This window comes from Halalkalibacter urbisdiaboli (assembly GCF_002156385.1).
Taxonomy (GTDB): Bacteria; Bacillota; Bacilli; order Bacillales; family Bacillaceae_D; genus Halalkalibacter_A; species Halalkalibacter_A urbisdiaboli.
Genome location: NZ_MVJM01000009.1, coordinates 24,393 through 45,881 on the forward strand (window position 1 = coordinate 24,393; position 21,489 = coordinate 45,881).

The 21,489-nt window shown below is 38.5% G+C and carries 17 protein-coding genes and 2 riboswitches; of the genes, 13 read left to right on the top strand and 4 right to left on the bottom strand.

Annotation, left to right across the window (positions count from 1 at the left end; translation table 11 throughout):
* The first annotated feature begins 193 nt into the window (after positions 1-193).
* The 6 genes from B1R93_RS22315 to B1R93_RS22340 all read left to right on the top strand — a co-directional run bounded on the left by B1R93_RS22315 (position 194) and on the right by B1R93_RS22340 (position 7,723).
* Positions 194-1,942 carry a cache domain-containing sensor histidine kinase gene (locus B1R93_RS22315; RefSeq protein WP_245308412.1) on the top strand — a complete coding sequence of 583 codons (1,749 nt, stop codon included), beginning with the start codon at positions 194-196 and terminating at the stop codon, positions 1,940-1,942.
* Positions 1,939-2,721 carry a response regulator transcription factor gene (locus tag B1R93_RS22320; RefSeq protein WP_207634193.1) on the top strand — a complete coding sequence of 261 codons (783 nt, stop codon included), beginning with the start codon at positions 1,939-1,941 and terminating at the stop codon, positions 2,719-2,721. The genes B1R93_RS22315 and B1R93_RS22320 overlap by 4 nt, the downstream gene beginning before the upstream one ends.
* A gap of 111 nt (positions 2,722-2,832) precedes the next feature.
* Positions 2,833-4,155: an extracellular solute-binding protein gene (locus tag B1R93_RS22325; RefSeq protein ID WP_088106107.1), complete on the top strand. Its 1,323-nt coding sequence runs from the start codon at positions 2,833-2,835 to the stop codon at positions 4,153-4,155.
* A 139-nt stretch (positions 4,156-4,294) separates the two neighbouring features.
* Positions 4,295-5,176: a carbohydrate ABC transporter permease gene (locus tag B1R93_RS22330; RefSeq protein WP_088106108.1), complete on the top strand. Its 882-nt coding sequence runs from the start codon at positions 4,295-4,297 to the stop codon at positions 5,174-5,176.
* 53 nt (positions 5,177-5,229) lie between these two features.
* Positions 5,230-6,072 carry a carbohydrate ABC transporter permease gene (locus B1R93_RS22335; protein ID WP_245308415.1) on the top strand — a complete coding sequence of 281 codons (843 nt, stop codon included), beginning with the start codon at positions 5,230-5,232 and terminating at the stop codon, positions 6,070-6,072.
* 40 nt (positions 6,073-6,112) lie between these two features.
* On the top strand, positions 6,113-7,723 hold the full coding sequence (locus tag B1R93_RS22340; protein ID WP_088106109.1) for a glycoside hydrolase family 43 protein: 1,611 nt from the start codon (positions 6,113-6,115) through the stop codon (positions 7,721-7,723).
* Positions 7,724-7,861: 138 nt separating this feature from the next.
* On the opposite strand, the gene B1R93_RS22345 is transcribed toward B1R93_RS22340, so the two are convergent.
* The 3 genes from B1R93_RS22345 to B1R93_RS22355 all read right to left on the bottom strand — a co-directional run bounded on the left by B1R93_RS22345 (position 7,862) and on the right by B1R93_RS22355 (position 10,264).
* Positions 7,862-8,956: an ATP-binding protein gene (locus tag B1R93_RS22345; protein ID WP_088106110.1), complete on the bottom strand. Its 1,095-nt coding sequence runs from the start codon at positions 8,954-8,956 to the stop codon at positions 7,862-7,864.
* Positions 8,957-9,072: 116 nt separating this feature from the next.
* Positions 9,073-9,273, bottom strand: coding sequence for an alpha/beta-type small acid-soluble spore protein (locus B1R93_RS22350; protein WP_088106111.1), 201 nt, complete (start codon positions 9,271-9,273; stop codon positions 9,073-9,075).
* A gap of 91 nt (positions 9,274-9,364) precedes the next feature.
* Positions 9,365-10,264, bottom strand: a complete 900-nt coding sequence (locus B1R93_RS22355) for an SDR family oxidoreductase (protein ID WP_088106112.1) — start codon at positions 10,262-10,264, stop codon at positions 9,365-9,367.
* Between the two features lie 126 nt (positions 10,265-10,390).
* Between B1R93_RS22355 and B1R93_RS22360 the strand changes: the two genes are divergently transcribed.
* Together B1R93_RS22360 and B1R93_RS22365 are read left to right on the top strand one after the other, a co-directional pair.
* Positions 10,391-11,035 (top strand): futalosine hydrolase, encoded by a 645-nt coding sequence (locus tag B1R93_RS22360; RefSeq protein ID WP_088106113.1) that lies wholly within the window; start codon positions 10,391-10,393, stop codon positions 11,033-11,035.
* Positions 11,032-11,865 (top strand): 1,4-dihydroxy-6-naphtoate synthase, encoded by an 834-nt coding sequence (locus B1R93_RS22365; RefSeq protein ID WP_088106114.1) that lies wholly within the window; start codon positions 11,032-11,034, stop codon positions 11,863-11,865. Before B1R93_RS22360 ends, B1R93_RS22365 begins: the two co-directional genes overlap by 4 nt.
* A gap of 39 nt (positions 11,866-11,904) precedes the next feature.
* Here B1R93_RS22365 and B1R93_RS22370 read toward each other — a convergent pair whose 3' ends face one another.
* Positions 11,905-13,158, bottom strand: a complete 1,254-nt coding sequence (locus B1R93_RS22370) for a DHH family phosphoesterase (RefSeq protein WP_165763917.1) — start codon at positions 13,156-13,158, stop codon at positions 11,905-11,907.
* Between the two features lie 297 nt (positions 13,159-13,455).
* Between B1R93_RS22370 and B1R93_RS22375 the strand changes: the two genes are divergently transcribed.
* The 5 genes from B1R93_RS22375 (at position 13,456) to B1R93_RS22395 (ending at position 21,164) form a co-directional block, all read left to right on the top strand.
* Positions 13,456-14,403 (top strand): AAA family ATPase, encoded by a 948-nt coding sequence (locus tag B1R93_RS22375; protein WP_088106115.1) that lies wholly within the window; start codon positions 13,456-13,458, stop codon positions 14,401-14,403.
* Between the two features lie 4 nt (positions 14,404-14,407).
* Positions 14,408-15,556 (top strand): DUF58 domain-containing protein, encoded by a 1,149-nt coding sequence (locus B1R93_RS22380; protein ID WP_088106116.1) that lies wholly within the window; start codon positions 14,408-14,410, stop codon positions 15,554-15,556.
* A gap of 47 nt (positions 15,557-15,603) precedes the next feature.
* Complete coding sequence (locus tag B1R93_RS22385; protein WP_088106117.1) at positions 15,604-17,784, top strand: transglutaminase TgpA family protein; 2,181 nt, start codon at positions 15,604-15,606, stop codon at positions 17,782-17,784.
* Positions 17,785-17,827: 43 nt separating this feature from the next.
* Positions 17,828-17,929, top strand: a riboswitch (purine riboswitch).
* Positions 17,930-18,023: 94 nt separating this feature from the next.
* Positions 18,024-19,562, top strand: coding sequence for a glutamine-hydrolyzing GMP synthase (guaA, locus tag B1R93_RS22390; protein WP_088106118.1), 1,539 nt, complete (start codon positions 18,024-18,026; stop codon positions 19,560-19,562).
* An 81-nt stretch (positions 19,563-19,643) separates the two neighbouring features.
* Positions 19,644-19,745, top strand: a riboswitch (purine riboswitch).
* Between the two features lie 117 nt (positions 19,746-19,862).
* The gene (locus B1R93_RS22395; protein ID WP_088106119.1) at positions 19,863-21,164 is read left to right on the top strand and encodes an NCS2 family permease; all 1,302 of its coding nucleotides are present in this window, start codon (positions 19,863-19,865) and stop codon (positions 21,162-21,164) included.
* Positions 21,165-21,489: the final 325 nt, after the last annotated feature.

A 21,489-nucleotide genomic window follows, 5' to 3' on the forward strand; every position in this document is an offset into this window, starting at 1 on the left:
CTGCAAAGAATGTGTAAAACGTGGTTTAAGGAGGATGTTACGATTGTAAAAGCTTTGTACGTCATGATACTTAGCATTTTTAAAAATTGTGGACATTTTCCTGATTTATGTAATCGCTTTAATTGCCAAACGTTCTTTATAATTAATGATATAATTTGAGCAATTAGTTGATGAATAGAAAGGTTGAATGACGGTGTTAAATAAGTTTGCAAAATACAATACTTTAAGGAATCAGATTTCTGCCGTTTTTCTACTTGTAATCATGATTGTCTTGCTGTTTATTGGAATTATGACGTATCATATTGTTTCGTCTGTCCTCAAGACGAATGCAGAGAAGCAGATTCAACAAACGGCTATTCAAGCAAGTGGGCATATGGATGCGCTTTATCAGCAAATAGATATGCTGACGAGCCAAGTGGTTACTGATGCCTATGTGCAAAGATTATTTTATGAAGAAGTAGAAGGGAAGCCGGCTAGCTTTAACCAGCGTCAATCGATTATGCAAATCGTTAATTCCTATCAAGCTTATTTTAGTGGTGTTCATTCGTTTGAGTTGTATTCTAATACGTATGAGCGTCTTTTTCCGTTAAGTGAAAAAAACCTTGTTGAAAGACTAGAGACAAAATGGATTCGGAAGGCTAATCAAGGGGATGGTAGACTCGTTTGGATTGGTGAGGATCCGAGTGATGAGCATTATTTCTTAGTATTACGACGAATTAATTTAATGGATCGCTGGTTTTCGCCAGGGGGATATTTAGTCACAAGGGTGAATCGGCTTTATATAGATTTTAATGAACAGCCAAGTGACACAGAAGAACAAGGATATATGTTTTTACTTGATGCAGACCAAAAGACGATTATTTCAAATGCTGGTAATATGAATGTAGAGCTCCCAACTCAGCACGAGCAAACCGTTACGATAAATAAAGATGAGTACTTAGTCGTTACGCATACTTCGAAAATGACCGATTGGACAACGGTCATTTTAACACCAGTGGATGCTCTAACCGAAGATACTGCTGTGTTAAGAACAGCAATTATTGTATCAGGGGCAATTGGTTTTGTAATCTTTTTCTTAAGCTCTTTATTCTTATCGACCATGATTACTCGTCCTATTCAGAAGCTAACGAAAACGATGCGCTTTTCAACATTAGGCTATCTGCAATCCAATCCGGGGATTTCATCAACTGTCGAAATTAATGAATTAAATGACACGTACAATCAATTGGTAGAACGAAATACCCATTTAATCCAAGTTGTATATGAGAAAGAAATTTTACGAAGTCGAACCGAGCTAAAAGCACTTCAAGCGCAAATTAATCCCCATTTTCTTTTTAATACGCTAGAAGCATTATATTGGTCATTAGAGGAAAAGGGAGAAGATGATGTGGCTGAGCTAGTGATTGTTATGGCTGACTTGTTTCGATATACGATTAGTAACCCAGAGAAGGAAAATGAGTGGGTAACGATTAAGGATGAGCTTAATCATATCGAGCGTTACATGCAAATTATGGCTTGGAGATTCGGTGAGCGTTTAACGTGGAAGCTTGAGGTTGATGAACAAGATATGCACGTAAAAATCCCGAAACTATTAATTCAGCCTTTAGTTGAAAATGCTGTATTGCATGGTGTGGGTAATAAGAATGGCGAGGGAATGGTCTCCGTTTTAATTAAACGTTTAGAAGAAACGTCTACTCTGCTAATAAGTGTAGTAGATGATGGTCCGGGCATGAGCGAGGATACAGTGAAAAGGCTAGTAGAGTCGTTAAAAGAGGGGGAGGTAGCATCTATTAAAGGAAATGGTATGGCAATTGCTAATGTAAATAAAAGATTGCAACTTTACTATAAAGAGGATGTAGCCAATGGATTATCCATACAAAGTCAGATTGGCAAAGGTACTTGTGTTTCGTTTGAAATACCTAGAGATGGAGGGGTTCGATGATTCAGTCTAAAGCGATATTGATTGTTGATGATGAGCCGAGAACGAGGCAAGGAATTAAAAAGAAACTAGAAATGTGGGCGGATGGAAGGCTAGAGATTTTAACAGCGGAAAATGGAAGCGAGGCATTAAACATCTTAGATAGCCGAAAAATTAATTTAATTATTACCGACATCCGAATGCCTGAAATGACCGGTTTACGAATGTTAGACACGTTGCAAAAAAAGAATCAAAAACCGGTCATGATTATCATGTCTGCCTATTCCGAGTTTGATTATGCGCAAGAGGCGATTCGCCTTGGTGTCGTAAACTATTTACTAAAACCGATTTCAAGTAAAATATTGATTGAGGCTGTTGAGGAAGCATTAGCGGTAGAAGCCTCTAGGGAAAGAGCAGCAATGATGGAAAGGACGGTAGATAATAAATTAATCGATGTTAAACAAGATGAGATGGACAAAGCTTCACCAATTAAAGAAGCAATGGCATATGTGGACAAGCATTTGAAGCAACAGTTAAATCTTAAGGATGTTGCCAATCATATTCATTTAAGCCCAAGCTATTTAAGTGCATTGTTTAAAGAACAAACGAACTTAAATTTTAGTGAATACGTTACGCGGAGTCGAATTCAAAAGGCGAAAAAGCTGCTTTTAAGCACTGATTTAACGGTTAATGAAATATCAGAGGAAGTGGGCTATCAAACGACTAAATATTTTATAAAAGTGTTTAAGGAATATGAAGGGATGACACCAAGTAAATACCGAAAAAATGAAAGCGCATTCTAAAGAAAGTGGTATTTTACCTAAAGACTGTTACCTTATGACTATACTTCCCCAATGCTATACTTTAAGCAGTAAGAGAGTTCTTTATTCTAAATGAAAACAGGGGGAATTAAAATGTTAAAGAAAGCGTTTACGTCAATGGCGTTATTCGGTCTTATTTTAGCTGGATGTTCCGGTGGTTCGGACGGAGAATCTGCAGGTAGTGGCAATGAACAGGGCTCTGACTCGGGCCAAGAAGAAGTAACAGTTAATTTCATGCATCTATGGCCAGCAGGTAGCTCTCCTGACCATCATCGAATTGTAAACGAAATCGTTTCAGAATTTGAAGAGCAAAATCCAAATGTAACGGTTGAGGTTGAAGTGTTAGAGAATGAGCAATATAAAAACCGTTTACAGGTCATTTCTTCTTCTAATCAATTACCCGACGTTGGAATGACATGGCCGGCTGGATTTATGGAACCTTATGTTAGAGGAGAACGATTTACTTCTCTAGATGATATTTTAGATGATGAATTTAAAGATTCATTTGTTGCAGGAACGAGAGAAGCGTATGAAGTAGACGGGTCAACTTATGCCCTGCCTTTAGAGTTAAACATCGCTCCAGTATTTTATAATAAAGCAATTTTTGAAGAGAATGGTGTAGAAGTACCTGAAACTTATGAAGAGTTTTTAACTGTTGTTGATACGCTAGCTGGAAATGGTGTAACACCAATCGCTCTAGGTAACAGAGATCGTTGGACAGGGTCATTATGGTATATGTATCTTGCCGATCGCTTTGGTGGAGAAACTGCACTTAATTCTGCTATTGACCGTACAGGAACGTTTGAAGATGAAAGTTTAATCTCTGCAGCTGCAGAAATTCAAAACTTAGTTGATCGTAATGCGTTTATTAGAGGCTTTAACGGGTTATCTGACCAAGAAGCAAAATCAGAGTTCATGAACGGGAATGCTGCAATGTATCTTATCGGTTCATGGGATTTACCAAACTACACGACAAACGAGGAAGTACCACAAGAATTTAGAGATAGCATTGGATTCTTTAAATTCCCACAAGTTGAAGGTGGTGCTGGTGACATTAATAGCTGGGTTGGTGGACCTGGTGTCGGTTTATTCGTAGCTGAAAATTCAGATGTAAAAGAAGAATCTAAAGCTTTCGTTAAATACTTTGTTGAGCGTTGGGGCGATCAGGCTGTAGTTGATGCAGGCGTTATTCCTGGAACACAAGTAGATACTGAAGCAGTTGAATTACCAGCTTTATTTATTGAAGTATTAGAAGACCTTAATAATGCATCAAATATTACTTTGTTTGCAGATGTGCAGATGAGTTCAAATGTTGCAGAAGTTCATTTAGATGCTATTCAAGCATTATTTGGGAAAGAGGTTACACCAGAAGGTTTTGCAGAAATTCATGAAAAGGCATTAGCAGAGGACGAGTAAGTTCTTTAATAACATACATCTCACTTTGTTCATTAAAATAATTAACAAAGTGAGATGTCAGAGGGTGGATCAAAAGGTTATAATATACACCCCCTTTTGACACCCTCTTTCTATTTTATAAAGAAGGGAGAGAGGCTGAATGAATAGAGTCATGTCAGATAAAAAGGTTATTGCCTTATATGTCCTACCAGCATTTATCCTACTCATGGTTTTAGTGTATGTTCCTATTGTTTTGACAGGTTACTATGGGTTAATGAAATGGGACGGCATAGGTCGTATGGAGTTTATCGGGTTTAAAAACTATCAAGTGCTCCTAACAGATAGTATGTTTTGGAGTAGTGCAGGGCATTCTTTATTACTTGCAATCTTCTCTGTATTAAGTCTAGTTGGCTATTTGATCATCTCTCTTGTTTTAGCTGGAAAAATTAAAGGTGCAGATTTATTTAGAAAGATTTATTTAGTTCCAATGTTACTTTCTTCTGTTGCGATTGCGCAATTGTGGATGAGAATATATCACCCAACAAACGGTGTTATGAATAGATTTTTAACTTCATTGGGGATCGAGAATCCACCTTTATGGTTAGCCGATACAAATATTGTTTTATATTCGATCTTCATTCCGATTATTTGGCAATATGCTGGATTTTACATTTTAATATACTATGCAGCGCTTAGAAACGTACCAAATGAATTAGTAGAAGCGGCTAGAATTGATGGTGCAACGCCTTGGCAGATTGGTTGGAAAATTAAGCTTCCTCTTATTTCAGGTGTTATTAAAGTAACCATTGTCCTAGCCGTTGTTGGTTCATTAAAATATTTTGATTTAATTTATGTTATGACAGATGGTGGACCGAACGGAGCGAGTGAGGTCATGGCATCTTACATGTATAAGCAGGCGTTTCGTTCTTATAACTTCGGCTATGGTAGTGCAGCAGGTTTCTTCTTACTTGTAATCTGTTTAGTGTTTACATGGCTGATTCGTAAGTTAACAACTTCAAAAGATGATGAAGTTCAATACTAAAAGGAGGACTGGCAATGGGAATGAATGTGGAACCACAAACAAATAAACCTACTATGTTTGAAAATGCCTTTTTTCAACGGGTAGCTAAAGCTTTACTTTATATAACGTTAATTGTTGTAGCTATTGTCCAAATCCTTCCACTAGTATGGTTATTTCTGTTCTCATTAAAAAATAATCAAGAAGTGTTTAATTTAGCCCCACTCGCTATTCCAACTGATCCAAAGTGGGAAAATTATGTGCGAGCTTGGACGGAAGGAAATATAGGTCAATACTTTTTTAACAGTGTATTTATTACTGTCGCTTCGGTAGTTTTAACGGTATTATTTGCAAGTTTAGTAACATTTGCGATTACGAGGATGAACTGGAAAGCAAATAAGCTAATGTTAGGTTTATTTATGGTTGGAATGATGATCCCGGTTCACTCAACGATTATTCCTCTCTTTAATTTCTTTAATAAGATTAACTTGATGGACCATCCATTAGCGATTATTTTAACGTATACGGCATTTAACTTACCGTTAACGATTATGATTTTACTCGGTTTTTACTATACGATTCCTCGTGAATTGGAAGAGGCTGCGATTATGGATGGATGTTCGATTCATCGTCTATTCTTCCAAATTATTTTACCGATTACGGGACCTGTAGTTGCTACAACTGCGATTATTAATATGATTTACAACTGGAATGAGTTCGTGTTTGTTAATACGTTCATTAGTTCAGACAAGTATAAAACTCTGACAGTAGGTATTCAAAACTTCATAGGGCAGTACCAAACGGATTGGGGTGCGATCGGTGCCACATTAATGATTAGTATATTACCGATTTTAATTGCATTTGTTGTGTTAAGTAACCGTATTGTAGAAGGGATTACTTCAGGTTCAGTAAAAGGATAATACCTTTAAATGGAATATATGCAACTAAAGGAGGATAATTATGGCGAAAATTCAAAATCCAATTTTAACTGGCTTTAATCCAGATCCTAGTATCTGTCGTGTAGGTGAGGACTATTATATTGCAGTCTCGACATTTGAATGGTTTCCGGGTGTAGGGATTTATCATTCGAAGGATTTGAAAAATTGGCGTTTAGCGTCAAGGCCTTTAAATCGATTAAGTCAACTAAATATGATGGGGAATCCCGATTCTGGAGGGATTTGGGCTCCGCAGCTATCATTTAGTGATGGTCAATTTTACTTAATTTATACGGATGTAAAGGTTACGGAAGGGCAATGGAAAGATTGCCACAATTATTTAGTTACGTGCGAAACAATTGATGGAGAGTGGTCAGAGCCGATTCATATGAACAGTTCGGGGTTTGATCCGTCATTGTTTCATCATGAAGATGGAAAGAAATATTTTGTAAATATGGTTTGGGACCATCGAGTAGGTAATCATAATTTTTATGGAATTGTTTTGCAGGAGTATGATCATAGTCAAAAGAAGCTTGTTGGAAAAAAGGAAGTTATTTTTAAAGGAACGGATATTAAATTAACAGAAGCGCCGCATCTATATAAAATTAATGATTATTATTACTTATTAACTGCAGAGGGTGGTACGAAATACGACCATTGTGCAACGATTGCTCGCTCTAAAAATCTATGGGGACCTTATGAAGTTCATCCAGATAACCCTTTAATTACATCGTTCCCATACCCGAGAAATCCATTACAAAAGGCGGGGCATGCATCAATCGTTCAAACTCATACGGATGAATGGTTTTTAGTTCATTTGACAGGACGACCTTTATCTAGAGAAGGTCAGCCCTTATTAGATCCTCGTGGCTATTGCCCGTTAGGAAGAGAAACAGCCATTCAACGAGTAGAGTGGAGGGAAGATTGGCCATATGTTGTAGGCGGGAACCAGCCTTCGCTTGAAATTGAAGGACCGAATATTCCAGAAGTTCAATGGAAACCAGACTTTGATGAGAAAGATGATTTTAATACAGATACGTTAAATCGTCATTTTCAAACATTACGTATTCCTTTAGGGGAAGAGATTGTATCGTTAAAAGAAAACCCTGGTCATCTACGTATTCACGGTAGGGAGTCTTTAACATCGAAGTTTACACAAGCATTTGTAGCACGACGTTGGCAGCATTTTCATTTTACAGCTGAGACGAAAGTGGCCTTTCAACCAGAGTCTTTCCAACATTCTGCTGGATTAGTCAACTATTACAATACGCAAAACTGGACCTCTTTACAAATCTCTTGGCATGAAGAAAAGGGGAGAATTCTTGAACTGATGACGTGCGATAATTTCACTTTCGCTCAGCCATTACAAGGTAGGGAAATTGTCATTCCTGAAGGGATAGAATATGTGTATTTGCGAGTAAATGTAAAAGCAGCTATTTATACGTATTCTTACTCTTTTGATGGCGAAGCGTGGATTGAAATTCCAATTGACTTTGAATCTTATAAGCTGTCTGATGATTACATTCAAGGTGGCGGTTTCTTTACAGGAGCATTTGTTGGAATGCAGTGCCAAGATACATCCGGGGAAAATAAATATGCTGATTTTGATTACTTTATCTATAAGGAAAATCGTTAAAATACCAATGGCTCCGTTCGCTACGCGCCTTACGATGAGAAAGGACTCATCGTAAGGCTTTTTAAACATGTAGTGTCTACAGTGCTAAGGGGGGATGTTCTAAAAGGTTAAAAATGAATCTTTTGGGACATCCCCTATTTACATATTCTCGAAATTAGGTAATCTTACTGTGAAAGTTGTACCCTTTCCCAATTGACTTTCTACATGAATGGCTCCTTGATGGTTATTTTTAATAATATTATTAGTAACCATTAATCCTAAGCCGGTTCCGTTCTCTTTCGTTGAATAAAAAGGCTCACCGAGTTTCTCGATAACATCATCTGGTATTCCTGCTCCATCATCCGTAACTTGAATCAAAAACTCATCATTTATATGTTGGACTTTAATTACGATTGTTCCGCCATTTTCCATCGCCTCAAGCGCATTCTTAATAAGATTAATGAAAACTTGCTTAAGTTGGTGTTCAATACAATAAACCATAGCCTCAGAGGACGTGTCATAATCAGTTGCGATGTTAATATTTTTAATTAGAGCCTGAGGTTCCATTAACATAATCACTTCTTCAATTAGACTAGCTATCTTTTGGTTAGTATAATGTGATTCATGAGGCTTTGAAAACATTAACAACTCTTTAATAATGGATTCAATTCGATTAAATTCTGAATCCATAATGTCAAAATAGCTATCATTATACTCTTTATTTGCTCTCATTAATTGGAAGAACCCTTTTAATGACGTCACTGGATTACGGATTTCATGAGCAACCCCTGCTGCCATTTGTCCAACTAAAGAAAGCTTTTCCCACTGCAATAAAATTTCGTCTGTTTTCTTCTTTTCAGTCATGTCACGAAAAGTGATGACCATTCCGACATGCTTTCCTTGTTCAATCATTGGATTTGCTGTATATTCAACGGGAAAGTAAGACCCGTCTTTCCTCCAAAATATATCATCCTTTATAAATAGGTTTTCACCACTGTTTAATGCATGATAAACGGGGCATTGTTGAAGGGGGATATGTTCACCTTCACGATTTGTGTGATGGATGAGGTTATGAAGATTATCACTTTCAAAATCAGTTATGGCATAGCCAGTGAGGCTTTCAGCTGCCTTATTCCATAAAATAACTTTTGCATTTAAATCGATTCCGTAAATTCCTTCAGCCACAGAGTCTAAGATAAGTTGGTTAACATGACTTAGTCTCTCAATTTCGTTTTGCATTTTTTGGATCTCCATTTTTCCACCTTCAACCTTCAAGAATATACTAATTATAACAGGTTAAGGAGAAAAGTCGAAAGTTAGGGAAAAAGAAAAGGCGGTATGGATATCCATACCGCCTTAAGCCATTTTTATTAAACGCGACCTTGCATTTGTTGTTGAGCCATTTGCACTAAGCGCTTTGTGATTTCTCCACCGACAGAACCATTTGCACGAGACGTCGTATCTGCGCCAAGGTTAACACCGAATTCAGATGCAATTTCGACCTTCATTTGATCAATTGCTTGTTGTACTCCAGGTACTAAAAGTTGGTTTGAGTTGTTGTTGTTTGTCATGTTGAATCACTCCTTTTCATGATGTATTTGTAGTATGTGAGGCTAACAAAGGATTATACATAAAGTTTTTATAAATTTTTTATAAAGAAAATTAAGAGCTTATAAAGCTCCCGCCATTAATATGCAGAACTTGGCCAGTAACATAGCCGGAATCGTCTGAAGCAAGATAGACATAAGCTGGAGCAAGCTCAAAAGGTTGCCCGGCTCGCTTCATGGGGGTATTTACTCCATAGGTCGCCACATCTTCCTTTGAGAGCGTCGCTGGGATTAGTGGAGTCCATATTGGCCCGGGTGCTGTTGCGTTCACTCGAATTTGTTTATCGACTAACGAGAGAGCGAGTGAACGTGTAAATGTAACAATCGCTCCCTTCGTCGCGGAGTAATCAATTAACTCTGGATGACCTTCATAGGCAGTAATAGAGGCTGTATTAATAATCGAACTTCCTTTTTTAAGATGAGGTAAAACAGCTTTCGTTAGATGGAAAAATGAAAACAAATTAGTATGAAAGGTGTTTTCAAGTTGTTTCGCTGTAATATCTAGAATGCTTTTTTGGACGAACTGTATAGCATGATTATTAACGAGAATATCAATATTTCCGAAACTTTCCATTGCTTTTGACACAACTTTTTCTGAAGCCTTTTCTTCTCTTAAATCGGTTGAAATCGTTAAACATTTCTGTCCAATTTGTTCAACTCGCTCTTTTGTTGCTTGAGCATCCTTATGTTCATTTAAATAGACGATGACAATGTTAGCGCCTTCCTTTGCAAAAGCGAGGGCAACAGCTTTCCCTATGCCGCTATCCCCACCAGTAATAATTGCGACCTTATTAAGTAGCTTTCCGGAGCCTAAATAATTCTCATTTTCGGAAATTGGACGTGGATCCATTAAGTATTCAAGTCCAGGCTGCTGTTCTTGGGTTTGTGGTGGAAAAGCAATTAGTTGTGTTTCGAGTTTTTGTTTTTTAGAATAGTAAGGGTAAATTGGATACATAGTCAATTCTCCTTTTATAAGTTGATTTATTGTATTCGAGACCTAATATTTAGGTGAAATCACTAAAAGAGATCAAAGTAGTTATTAAGGCTTTGATCTAGTACACTTGACTAAAGGAGTCTTGCAATGAAACGTATTCTAATTATGACCTCGGTTAGAGCAGAACAAGAGGCGGTCGAACGTGGTCTAGGGACTGAAACGGGATTTGAAGTTGCAGTTGCTGGAGTGGGATTGGCGCAGGCAGCAGCTACGACAGCAGCAAAGCTTGCAGTGGAACACTATGATTTAGTCATAAATGCCGGAATCGCAGGTGGCTTTGTTGGACGAGCTAGTATTGGCTCTATTGTTGTTGCAAATGAAATAATTGCAGCTGATTTGGGGGCTGAGACTGCTGAAGGATTCCGTAGCTTGGAAGATCTGAAGTTAGGGTATTCATGGGTATCCGTTGAAGTTGCAGCGGCGGATTCTATTGTAGAAGCATTAAAAAGGACGGGACTTGCAGTAGGGTCTGGACCGATATTAACTCTTTCGACAGTAACGGGAACAGCGAATACAGCTGAAGAATTGCTTGTGAGACACCCAAATGCAGTTGCGGAGGCAATGGAGGGATTCGGAGTAGCTGTCGCTGCAAAGCAATTTAATATTCCTGTTCTTGAAATACGTACAATATCTAATCTTGTTGGGCCGCGTGATCGTGAAGCGTGGCGATTGAAAGAAGCATTAGTATCACTTGAGTTAGCAAGTTCAGTTTTAGCGGAGGTTTTGCGATGAATATAGCATTTTCACCTTGTCCAAATGATACATTTGTTTTTCACGCATGGGTGCATGGACGTATCCCAGGTGCACCTCCTTTAGATGTGACATACGCCGATATTAATATAACAAATCACTGGGCTGCTGAGGGAAAAGGACCTGAAGTCCAGAAAATTTCCTTTGCCGCTTTGCCGTGGGTTTTAAAAGATTATGCACTTATTCCTTGTGGTGGTGCGCTCGGTAGGGGGTGTGGACCTCTAGTTTTAACTTCTTCAACTACTACGGATCCGAAGGCCCTGTCAGGTAAACGGATTGCGGTTCCAAGCGAGCGTTCAACAGCTTATTTACTCTTTCGCCTTTGGGCTTCTCAGAATGTACCTGGTGGTATAGGGGAAATTGTTGTGATGCCTTTTCATGAGATTATGCCTGCTGTTCGAGACAAAAAAATTGATGCTGGTTTAGTGATTCATGAAGCTCGATTTACATATCAAAACTACGGTCTAAACATGATGAGAGATTTAGGGAGCTGGTGGGAAGAGGATACACAGTTGCCTATCCCTCTTGGAGCAATTATTGCGCACCGTTCTCTTGAACAAAATGCGATAGCTAACTGGATTAGAGCATCTGTTGAATACGCATGGTCTCATCCGAATGAATCGAAAACGTATATTATGGAGCATGCGCAAGAGCTATCTACTGAAGTGGCTCAAGCCCATATTGATCTCTATGTTAATTCTTTTACTGCTGATTTAGGGGAAGAAGGCTTTGCGGCAATTGAGTCACTTTTAGTTCGTGCAGCAAAAGAGCGACTCGTTCCAGAATTTGACCTATCATTATTACGAAAATAGTGAAAAAACCAGTGTTGATTCAAACACTGGTTTTTTCATTTAATGTGGGAAGGTTTGTTCAGTATCACTTGTATTATCTCGAATGAATGTAAGTGAATTGGCATACGCATTCAGTTGTTTTCTCCGAATGACGTTTTGTGCGATAAATTGAACATAACGTTCATCTCTAGCCAACCATGCTAAATGATTTCGTTTTAGTTCACGCTCCGCTTCTTCAAAGGAACCAAACGTCTGGATTTGTTCATCATTTTGCTCCAGTACCCATTCTTCTTCATCGACTGGGTAGATAAAGAAGTGGTGATCCTCGTGGTTGATATATAACGAACCATTTTTCGAATGCTTTAGATTATAGTGATTTCTAAAAGCATCCAGTCGTAAAGGTTCGATGGTAAAGGGCTTTGCAACAAAGCTATCGTAGGCCTCTTCAGTTAATGTAGAGCCAGCGGCTTTTGCATGCCCGCCTCCGCCATAATACCCAGCAATATCGGAGACGTCAATGTCATCATGGATCGTACGGAAGCTCATTTTCTTACTACCGACGTTTAAAATGGCAATATAATCAAGGTGAGGACTATCCTTTCCTAAATCATTTCCAAGCTCTGAATGATAGGATTCGGCATGAACGATACCTACACAGTAATCACCAATAAAGGTTTGAACAAGCTCTCGTCTCTTCCGCCGAATATACCGTTCAATTTTCGTTTCTTCCATTTCTAACAGCTTTTGTTCAAACTCATCGAAGGCGAAATGCTCGTTTTCTTGAAGGCGTTTCACCATTCTTTCTTCAAATTCATCAATCGACAGCATAAAAAATAAATCATTTAAGCGTTTGGCATCCATTGTTTGGTTTTTGTCCCATTCCCATGTATCCCATTGTCGAACGAGTTCGACAAATTCATCAACTGCGTCAGAACGCTTAATGAAGCCACGTTCAAGTAAATGTTCATAGTATAAGGACGTTGCTGCTGCAAGTCGACCATCCTCATATTCAACCGTAATTTGACCCCATTTATAGTCATTAAAGTGAAGGGCTGTTTTATGATGGTCCAGCAATGTAATTTTACCTTGATTTTGATAAAACGCATCAAGACGAGCTTCGTTTTCCTTGTTTACCGAAAGATCGGTAATCCATAATTCATCCTCTGATAAATCCCTTTCCAAAACTCTTGCAATTTGTAAGTCCAAACCTTGTACTGAGTTGTAGCGAATATCGATTTCTCTTCCAAAGGCTAAACGCCCAAGAATTCCACAGCTTACACCATCTAGGTCATTATGAGTATACAATCGGTACATTATTTCCCCTCCTATTCCTTTGTTAGTATGCTTCCTATATAAATGAATTATGGAAATATAGAAGCTGAAATTTTATGTCAACTTAAAAAAGTACAAGCTGTTTCCATTTTTTAGGTTTCGTTCTGTGTTTTAATTGGTATAGTTAAAAAGTATTTTCTAAATCGTTTCTGCCGTTGAGCTTTACCATTAAGTACAAAAACCAATCAAAATTGGTAAAGCAAATGTAACGTAAAATAGGACTAATAGGTGATATGATGGAAGATGAGTGGCTACCGTATGAGAAATGGAGGCAGAGTGATGCAGCATTTAGTTGAACGAATCGAAGAAGTGATTATCAATATAGAAAAAGTAGTAGTTGGAAAACGAAAAGAAATTGAACTTAGTCTTGTCGCACTTTTGGCTCGTGGCCATGTCCTACTTGAAGACGTACCTGGGGTAGGGAAAACAATGATGGTAAAGGCGGTTGCTAGGTCGGTTGGAGCTGATTTTAAACGAATTCAATTTACTCCAGATTTATTACCTTCTGATGTGACAGGTGTTTCCATTTTTAATCAGCAAACGCAGCAGTTTGAATTTCGTAAAGGCCCTATTATGGCCCATATCGTTCTTGCTGATGAAATCAATCGAACATCACCAAAAACACAATCGGCTTTATTGGAGTCATTAGAAGAAGGTGGTGTGACAATCGATGGCCAGACATACCAGCTTGAAAAACCTTTTTTTGTTATGGCGACGCAAAATCCAGTAGAGTATTCAGGTACATTTCCTTTACCAGAAGCACAATTAGATCGATTTTTATTAAAACTCAAGCTAGGTTATCCAAGTGATGAAGAAGAAATTGAGATATTAAGAAGAATGGAGCAAGGCCACCCACTTGATAGTGTAGAAGCTATTGTTAAGACGGAGGAGGTGCTTGAGTGGCAGCGAGGGGTTAGTCAAGTTCATGTAAGTGAGCCTGTCAAACAATATATAGTTGCTCTCGTTCAAGCGACGAGGAAACATCGTGCCGTTGAGCTTGGGGTAAGTCCACGTGGTTCAATTGCTTTGTTAAAGGCTTCACAGGCCTATGCATTTATACAAGGAAGAGATTATGTTCTTCCTGACGATGTAAAGCATTTATCGTATTATACCCTTGCTCATCGACTTATCTTAACACCTGAAGCAAAAATGACCGGTAAAACAGGCGAACAAATGATTGAGGACGTTCATCAAAAGGTCGATATCCCTGTTTTACAAAGAGGGTGACAATGTGCAAGGATTTTACAGATTAAAAACATATGGTAAATATGTCATTTTACTATTAATTGTTGTGGCTGTGTATTCCTATGCAATGTTTCAGGGTGGATTTGTAAGTTGGTTCTTATTCTATAGTGTGCTAACTGTATTAGGTTTAACCATTGTTGTTTCGTTTTTTACGTTTCGGGGGTTTCAAGTAGAAAGAACATTTGATAAGAATGCCCTTCATGCGGGTGATACGTTAAATGTGCGCATCACAATTAAGAAGAGCGTATTTCATCCATTTTTTTATATGAGGGTCCAAGATTACCTCCCGGCAAATTTAGGGGAAAACGAAGAACATGGGGCGCTCTTTTTCTTTACCCTTCAACGTCAGGTTCACTTTTCATATCAAGTGAAAAATGTAAAACGGGGCAATCATGTTTTTGAGAAGGTCGAGCTAAAATTTGGGGATTTATTTGGTCTCTATGAAAAAAGAAATGAAATCTCCTGTGAGGAAACAGTTCTTGTTTACCCAAAGTATAGAAAACTCGAGCGGATTTATGTTAGTGACAGTATCAAGGTTGCGGAGGGAACGTCTTCGAATCAATTGAACGATGAGGATCGTTCTTTAGCTGGCGTTAGAGAATATGTGGCCGGTGATCGAATGACGAGTATAGATTGGAAACAGTCAGCACGAAAGGCGCAGTTAATGACAAAGGAATTTGAGTCCTATCGTGGCTCAGACGTAGTTGTAGCGTTTGACCCTTATCGAAAATCGTCATCAGAACTACATTTTGAAAAAACAGTAGAATTGGCTACGTCATTCGTTACATCACTCTCCCAGGTCCAAATAGCCGTTCAAGTCGCTATCTGGTCAACGGATTGGTCTGTTTTTGAAACGAATAGACAATCACTACTGAACGCCCTTAAAGTTTTTGCAAAAGTAGACAATACGACTGAAACCATGCCGGCTGTTCATCGGCTATACCATAGTTGGAATGGTGCTACGATTTATTATGTATGTACAGAGCTTCATGAAGGCTTACTAGATGTTTTTCGTGTGTTAACGCGGCAGCATGTACAGCTACATGTTTTTCTCGTTTCGACATCATCACGAGAAAAGACAATAGCTGAACAGTGTGAAAAACTAGGGGTTGCGATTCATACGATTCCTTCTTAACATTGATGGAGTGTATACTACGCGCTTCGTGGTTGGAGGTGTTTATCATGTTTACGAGAAGGAACCGTTTAGATTTAGGGAAGGATTTCTTTTTGTATGGACTAAGTTTCTTACTATTAATGGAGTGGCTTTTACCATTGCCTCATATTACCGATACAGGCTTTATTTACGTATTTGTTATCGTAACGGCAGCTTATTTTATAATTACGTTTTTACAGCTACCTGTTTGGATTTCAGTCGGTATAAAGGTGCTACTAACAATCTATGGATTATCTCTAGTATTCTATAATGGAGCATTTTTTTCTTTAACGTGGTTTTCGCTCATCTTTAAAGATGTATCGCTTAACCTTACTTATATGCTAGAGGGACAATGGTATGCGCTGACGGACTTATTTAGAAGTACGCTCTTTTTCGTCTTGTTAGCCATTATGAGTTATCTATTATTCTATTGGACGATTCAGGCACGAAGAATATTATTTTTTCTTGTTTTTACAGTCATCTATGTTACGGTCCTTGATACGTTTACGATTTATGATGCATCGTTTGCGATTATTCGTACGTTTGTTATAGGCTTTCTGCTCCTTGGGCTTGTATCGATGTATCGCGTTATTGAAACAGAAAAGCTTGGCTCAACCCCAAAGCTTTTACCACTTAGACTATCGTTGATGATCGTAGTAATGATTGTCATCTCTACACTATTCGGTTTCGTTTCTCCAAAGCCTGAACCTCAATGGGCTGATCCTGTTCCGTATATGCGTGCTGCTGTTGGATTAGGTGGACAAAATGGTGAGGCCGTGCAGCGGATAGGTTACGGTAACAATGATGAACAATTAGGTGGAGGCTTCATTGATGATGATACACCTGTATTTTATGCGGCTGCGAAGCAGGGACACTATTGGCGTGGAGAGACAAAGGATTATTATACCGGGAATGGCTGGGATGTAACGACTCCAAAGACGACGGAGGACAGTTCTCGCTATGATGGGATGATTCATCCAGCGCTGGAAATCCAACGATTAGAAGCAGAGATTGCGTTTGCTGAAGAATCATCAAAGCGCTACGAACAGTTATTTTATCCGGGGGAGCTTTTGTCTAGAGACCATATAATGAATGCAGATTTAGCAGTAGATCGATATACAGCCAAAGCTGTTACTTCGAAAGATGGCAATAACATAACTTTATCTAATTATCGTTTCTGGTATGCATATCCAACCTTCGTTCTTGAAGAACTGCGCAATCTAGATGGGGTAGACCCTGAGGACATTATTGATTATTACACACAACTACCTGGTAATTTACCTGAACGTGTCAAGGAACTAGCGGATGAGCTTGTTGCAGGAAAGGATAACCGTTATGACCGAGCGAAGGCGATAGAACGATATCTTGCTTCTACTGAATATACGTATGAAACGGTAGATGTGCCTACTCCTAGGCGCGGAGAAGATTATGTAGATCAATTTTTATTTGAATCGAAGAGAGGATATTGTGATAATTTCTCGACAGCAATGGTTGTTTTATTACGTTCTATTGATATTCCTGCACGTTGGGTAAAAGGATTTACCCAAGGAGAGCGAGTAAATACTCTTTCTGATGGTCGAGATGTTTACAAAGTAACGAATCAAAATGCTCATTCATGGGTAGAGGTGTATTTTCCTGACATTGGCTGGGTTCCTTTTGAACCAACGAGAGGATTTACAAGTACATTTGATTTTAGAGCGCCTGAAGTAGAAAATACTGATCCGTATTACGATTCCATCGAAGAAGAGGAAGAGGAGGCTCAACCGGTTTTTTCTGATTTGGATGAAGAAGAGCTTGAAATTAAAGAGGAAGAAGAAGCCGGTTCAATAGTTGCTAATTGGTCACTCCCTGGAGGGAAATGGCTTTTTCTATCGCTACTCATGATTCTCATAATCTTTACTGTGATTCGTAATAAGAAAATCGTTCAGCTTTATTTACTAAGAAGATTTAAGCTACAAAATAATCAACAAACATTTTTGCAAGCTTATGAACGGCTGCTCTGGTTTTTAAAGTTTGCAGGTCATCGTCGCTATGATGGTGAGACTCTTAGAGAGTATGCTAAGCGAATTGATGAGACATTAGGGGCAAAGGATATGCAATTAATCACTGAGGAATATGAGCGTAGCATTTATGGTGGTAAACAAACTGACCTAAGCTGGAATGAGCAAAAGCAGCGTTGGGAACGTATTGTTCGGAAAATCATATCTTGACCATGATTTAGCACATTGATAAAATGTAGCAGTATTTGAAAATGTAAATAAGTTTATGTACCTTCGTATATCCTTAGAAATAGGGTCTAAGAGTTTCTACCAGATTACCGTAAATGATCTGACTATGAAGGCAGTATGAAGCTAGAATTCTGCCTTCTTCTTGAATTGGACAAGTAGGTAGAGTCTGGCTTTTTTTGAATATGCGTATTGGGAACTTTATGAAAAGGGTGGGAAATGAGATGGAAGTAAGTCAGGAAATGATTGTCGTACTCGATTTCGGCGGACAGTATAATCAATTAATTACACGCCGGATTCGTGATCTAGGTGTGTATAGTGAGCTTCGTTCTAACAAAATAACAGCAGAAGAGATTAAAGAACTAAATCCAAAAGGGATTATCTTCTCTGGAGGTCCTAATAGTGCCTACGCTGAAGGAGCACCAAAATGTGATCCTGCGATTTTTGATTTAGGTATTCCGATTTTCGGAATTTGTTATGGAATGCAGTTAATGACACAACATTTTGGCGGAAAAGTAGAAGCTGCTGACCATCGTGAATATGGAAAAGCGACGATAAAAATTGAAAATCAATCAAAGTTGTTTGAGGGCTTACCAGTTGAACAAACTGTTTGGATGAGCCACGGCGATTTAATTGTTGCCCCACCAGAAGGGTTTGTTGTTGATGCCTTTAATCCATCTTGTCCAGTTGCGGCAATGAGCAACGAAAGTCGCCAATTTTACGGGGTTCAATTTCATCCAGAAGTCCGTCATTCGCAATTTGGTGATGATATGTTGAAAAACTTTGCATTTGAAGTATGTGGATGCAAAGGTGATTGGTCAATGGGCAACTTCATTGAAGTCGAGATCGAAAAAATCCGCGAGCTAGTTGGCGATAAAAAAGTGTTATGCGCATTGAGTGGAGGGGTTGATTCTTCCGTTGTAGCTGTATTAATTCATAAAGCTATCGGAGACCAACTTACGTGTATGTTTATTGATCACGGCTTACTTCGTAAGGGTGAAGCAGAGAGTGTAATGGAAACCTTTGGTGAAGGCTTTAATATGAATGTGATTAAAATTGATGCACAAGAGCGCTTCTTAGGTAAATTAACTGGAGTTTCTGATCCGGAGCAAAAGCGTAAGATTATCGGAAATGAGTTTATTTATGTGTTTGAAGAAGAGGCAGGCAAGCTTACAGATATGGACTTCCTAGCCCAAGGTACACTTTACACAGATATAATTGAAAGTGGGACTGATACCGCTCAAACGATAAAGTCTCACCATAACGTAGGTGGGCTCCCTGAAGATATGAGCTTCACGCTAATTGAGCCATTAAATACATTGTTTAAAGATGAAGTTCGTAAGCTTGGCACAGAGTTAGGTATTCCTGATGAAATCGTATGGAGGCAGCCTTTCCCTGGTCCTGGTTTAGGTATACGTGTTTTAGGTGAGATTACTGAGGAGAAATTAGAGATCGTTCGTGAATCTGACTTCATTTTACGTGAAGAGATTAAAAACGCAGGCTTGGACCGCGAAATTTGGCAATATTTCACGGCTTTACCGAACATGAGAAGTGTCGGAGTTATGGGGGATGCTCGTACGTATGATTACACAGTTGGGATTCGTGCAGTGACATCTATTGATGGTATGACTTCTGATTGGGCAAGAATCCCTTGGGATGTATTAGAAAAAATCTCTACACGGATTGTAAACGAAGTAAAGCATGTGAATCGGGTTGTTTATGATGTGACATCAAAGCCCCCAGCAACTATCGAGTGGGAATAACGAATGATTTTTGTGTACATATGTAAAAATGTTCGTGTTTTCCATTGACAAAAAAATTGTCGATTGATAGTATTTAAATTGTTAAATAAAGAAATGTCTATTCGTATAATTACAGGAATATGGTCTGTAAGTCTCTACTAAGCTACCGTAAAAAGCTTAACTACGAATGCATCCCTTATTTATTTGTAGAGGATGCAAGTGGTTTTTTTTATGTCGAAGCTTCGGGAATTACACACTCGAAGCTTTTTTTGTCTGTTTTTTCAGACAAAACATTTTGGCGATAAAAGAGGAGGAAAGAAAATGGACCGTTTTTTTGGTTTTAAAGAACAAGGCACTTCGTATCGGAAGGAATCAATAGCAGGTTTAACGACGTTTTTATCTATGGCTTATATTTTATTTGTTAACCCAGCGATACTTAGTGATGCAGGGATGGATTCAGGTGCAGTTTTCGTAGCAACTGCATTGGCTGCTGCAATTGGAACATTAATTATGGGTTTGCTTGCAAATTATCCGATTGCTTTAGCACCTGGTATGGGTTTAAATGCATTCTTTGCATACTCCGTTGTTCTTGGAATGGGAATTGATTGGCGAGTTGCTTTATTTGGTGTCTTTTGTTCGGGGATTATTTTTATTCTTATTACTGTATTTAATATTCGTGAATTAATTATTAATGCGATTCCGGCTGAGCTTAAATATGCAGCTGCAGCAGGTATTGGTCTATTTATTGCTTTTATTGGCTTAAAAGGAGCTGGAATTGTTGTTCCTTCTGAAGCGACTGCGGTGACGCTTGGTCATATTCTTTCGCCTACAACATTAGTTGCGGTGTTTGGGATTGTCATAACTGTTATTTTAATGCTTCGTGGTTTTCAAGGTGGCATTTTTTACGGGATGGTTGCTACCGCGATTGTAGGAATGATTTTTGGTGTTGTTCCGGCACCTACACAAATTTTTGGTGCGATTCCAAGTCTTGAACCTACGTTTGGACAAGCTTTCAACCTTGATTGGGGTTCAATCTTTACTGTGCAATTACTCATTGTTATCCTTACGTTCTTATTTGTAGATTTCTTCGATACAGCTGGTACATTATATGCGGTTGCTAACCAAGCTGGATTTGTAAAAGAAAATAAACTACCACGTGCTGGAAAAGCTTTATTGGCTGATTCGAGTGCGACATCGATTGGTGCTATTTTAGGGACTTCGACGACAACAGCTTATATTGAATCGTCATCAGGTGTTGCTGCTGGTGGTCGTACAGGTTTCACATCAGTCATTACAGCTCTCTTGTTCTTAGTTGCTTTGTTCTTTTCTCCGTTACTGGCGGTTGTTACATCTGAAGTGACAGCGCCGGCATTAATCATTGTGGGGATTTTAATGGCTTCTTCTTTACGTTTAATTGAGTGGGATAAATTCGAAATTGCTGTACCGGCATTTTTAACGGTTGTAGCAATGCCGCTTACGTATAGTATTGCAACTGGTATTGCATTAGGGTTTGTCATGTACCCAATTACAATGCTAGCGAAGGGTAGAGGGAAAGAAGTTCATCCTATTATGTATGTGTTATTCTTTGTTTTCTTGGCGTATTTCGTTTTCTTGACTGAATAATAGGAAGGTGAAGCTCTCTTCAATTGATGAAGGGAGCTTTTTATTTTAATCGACAAACTTAAACAAAATTCTTTTTTTATCTTGACGTTTGTATGAGAAACTGTTAAAGTAAATCTCGTTGCTACAAAAGCAGTGAAATCATTCTTTAAAAAGTTGTTGACATTATCTTAGAGACTTGTTATTATAGAAAAGTCGCTAAGAAAGCCGACGGACAAAAGAGTTCTTTGAAAACTGAACAAAAGCCAAGCGAAAAAGAGATTGTTTTATTTCGATAAAATCAAATCTCGTCAATTTATTATTTATTCGAGCTAATCAGCTCACCATT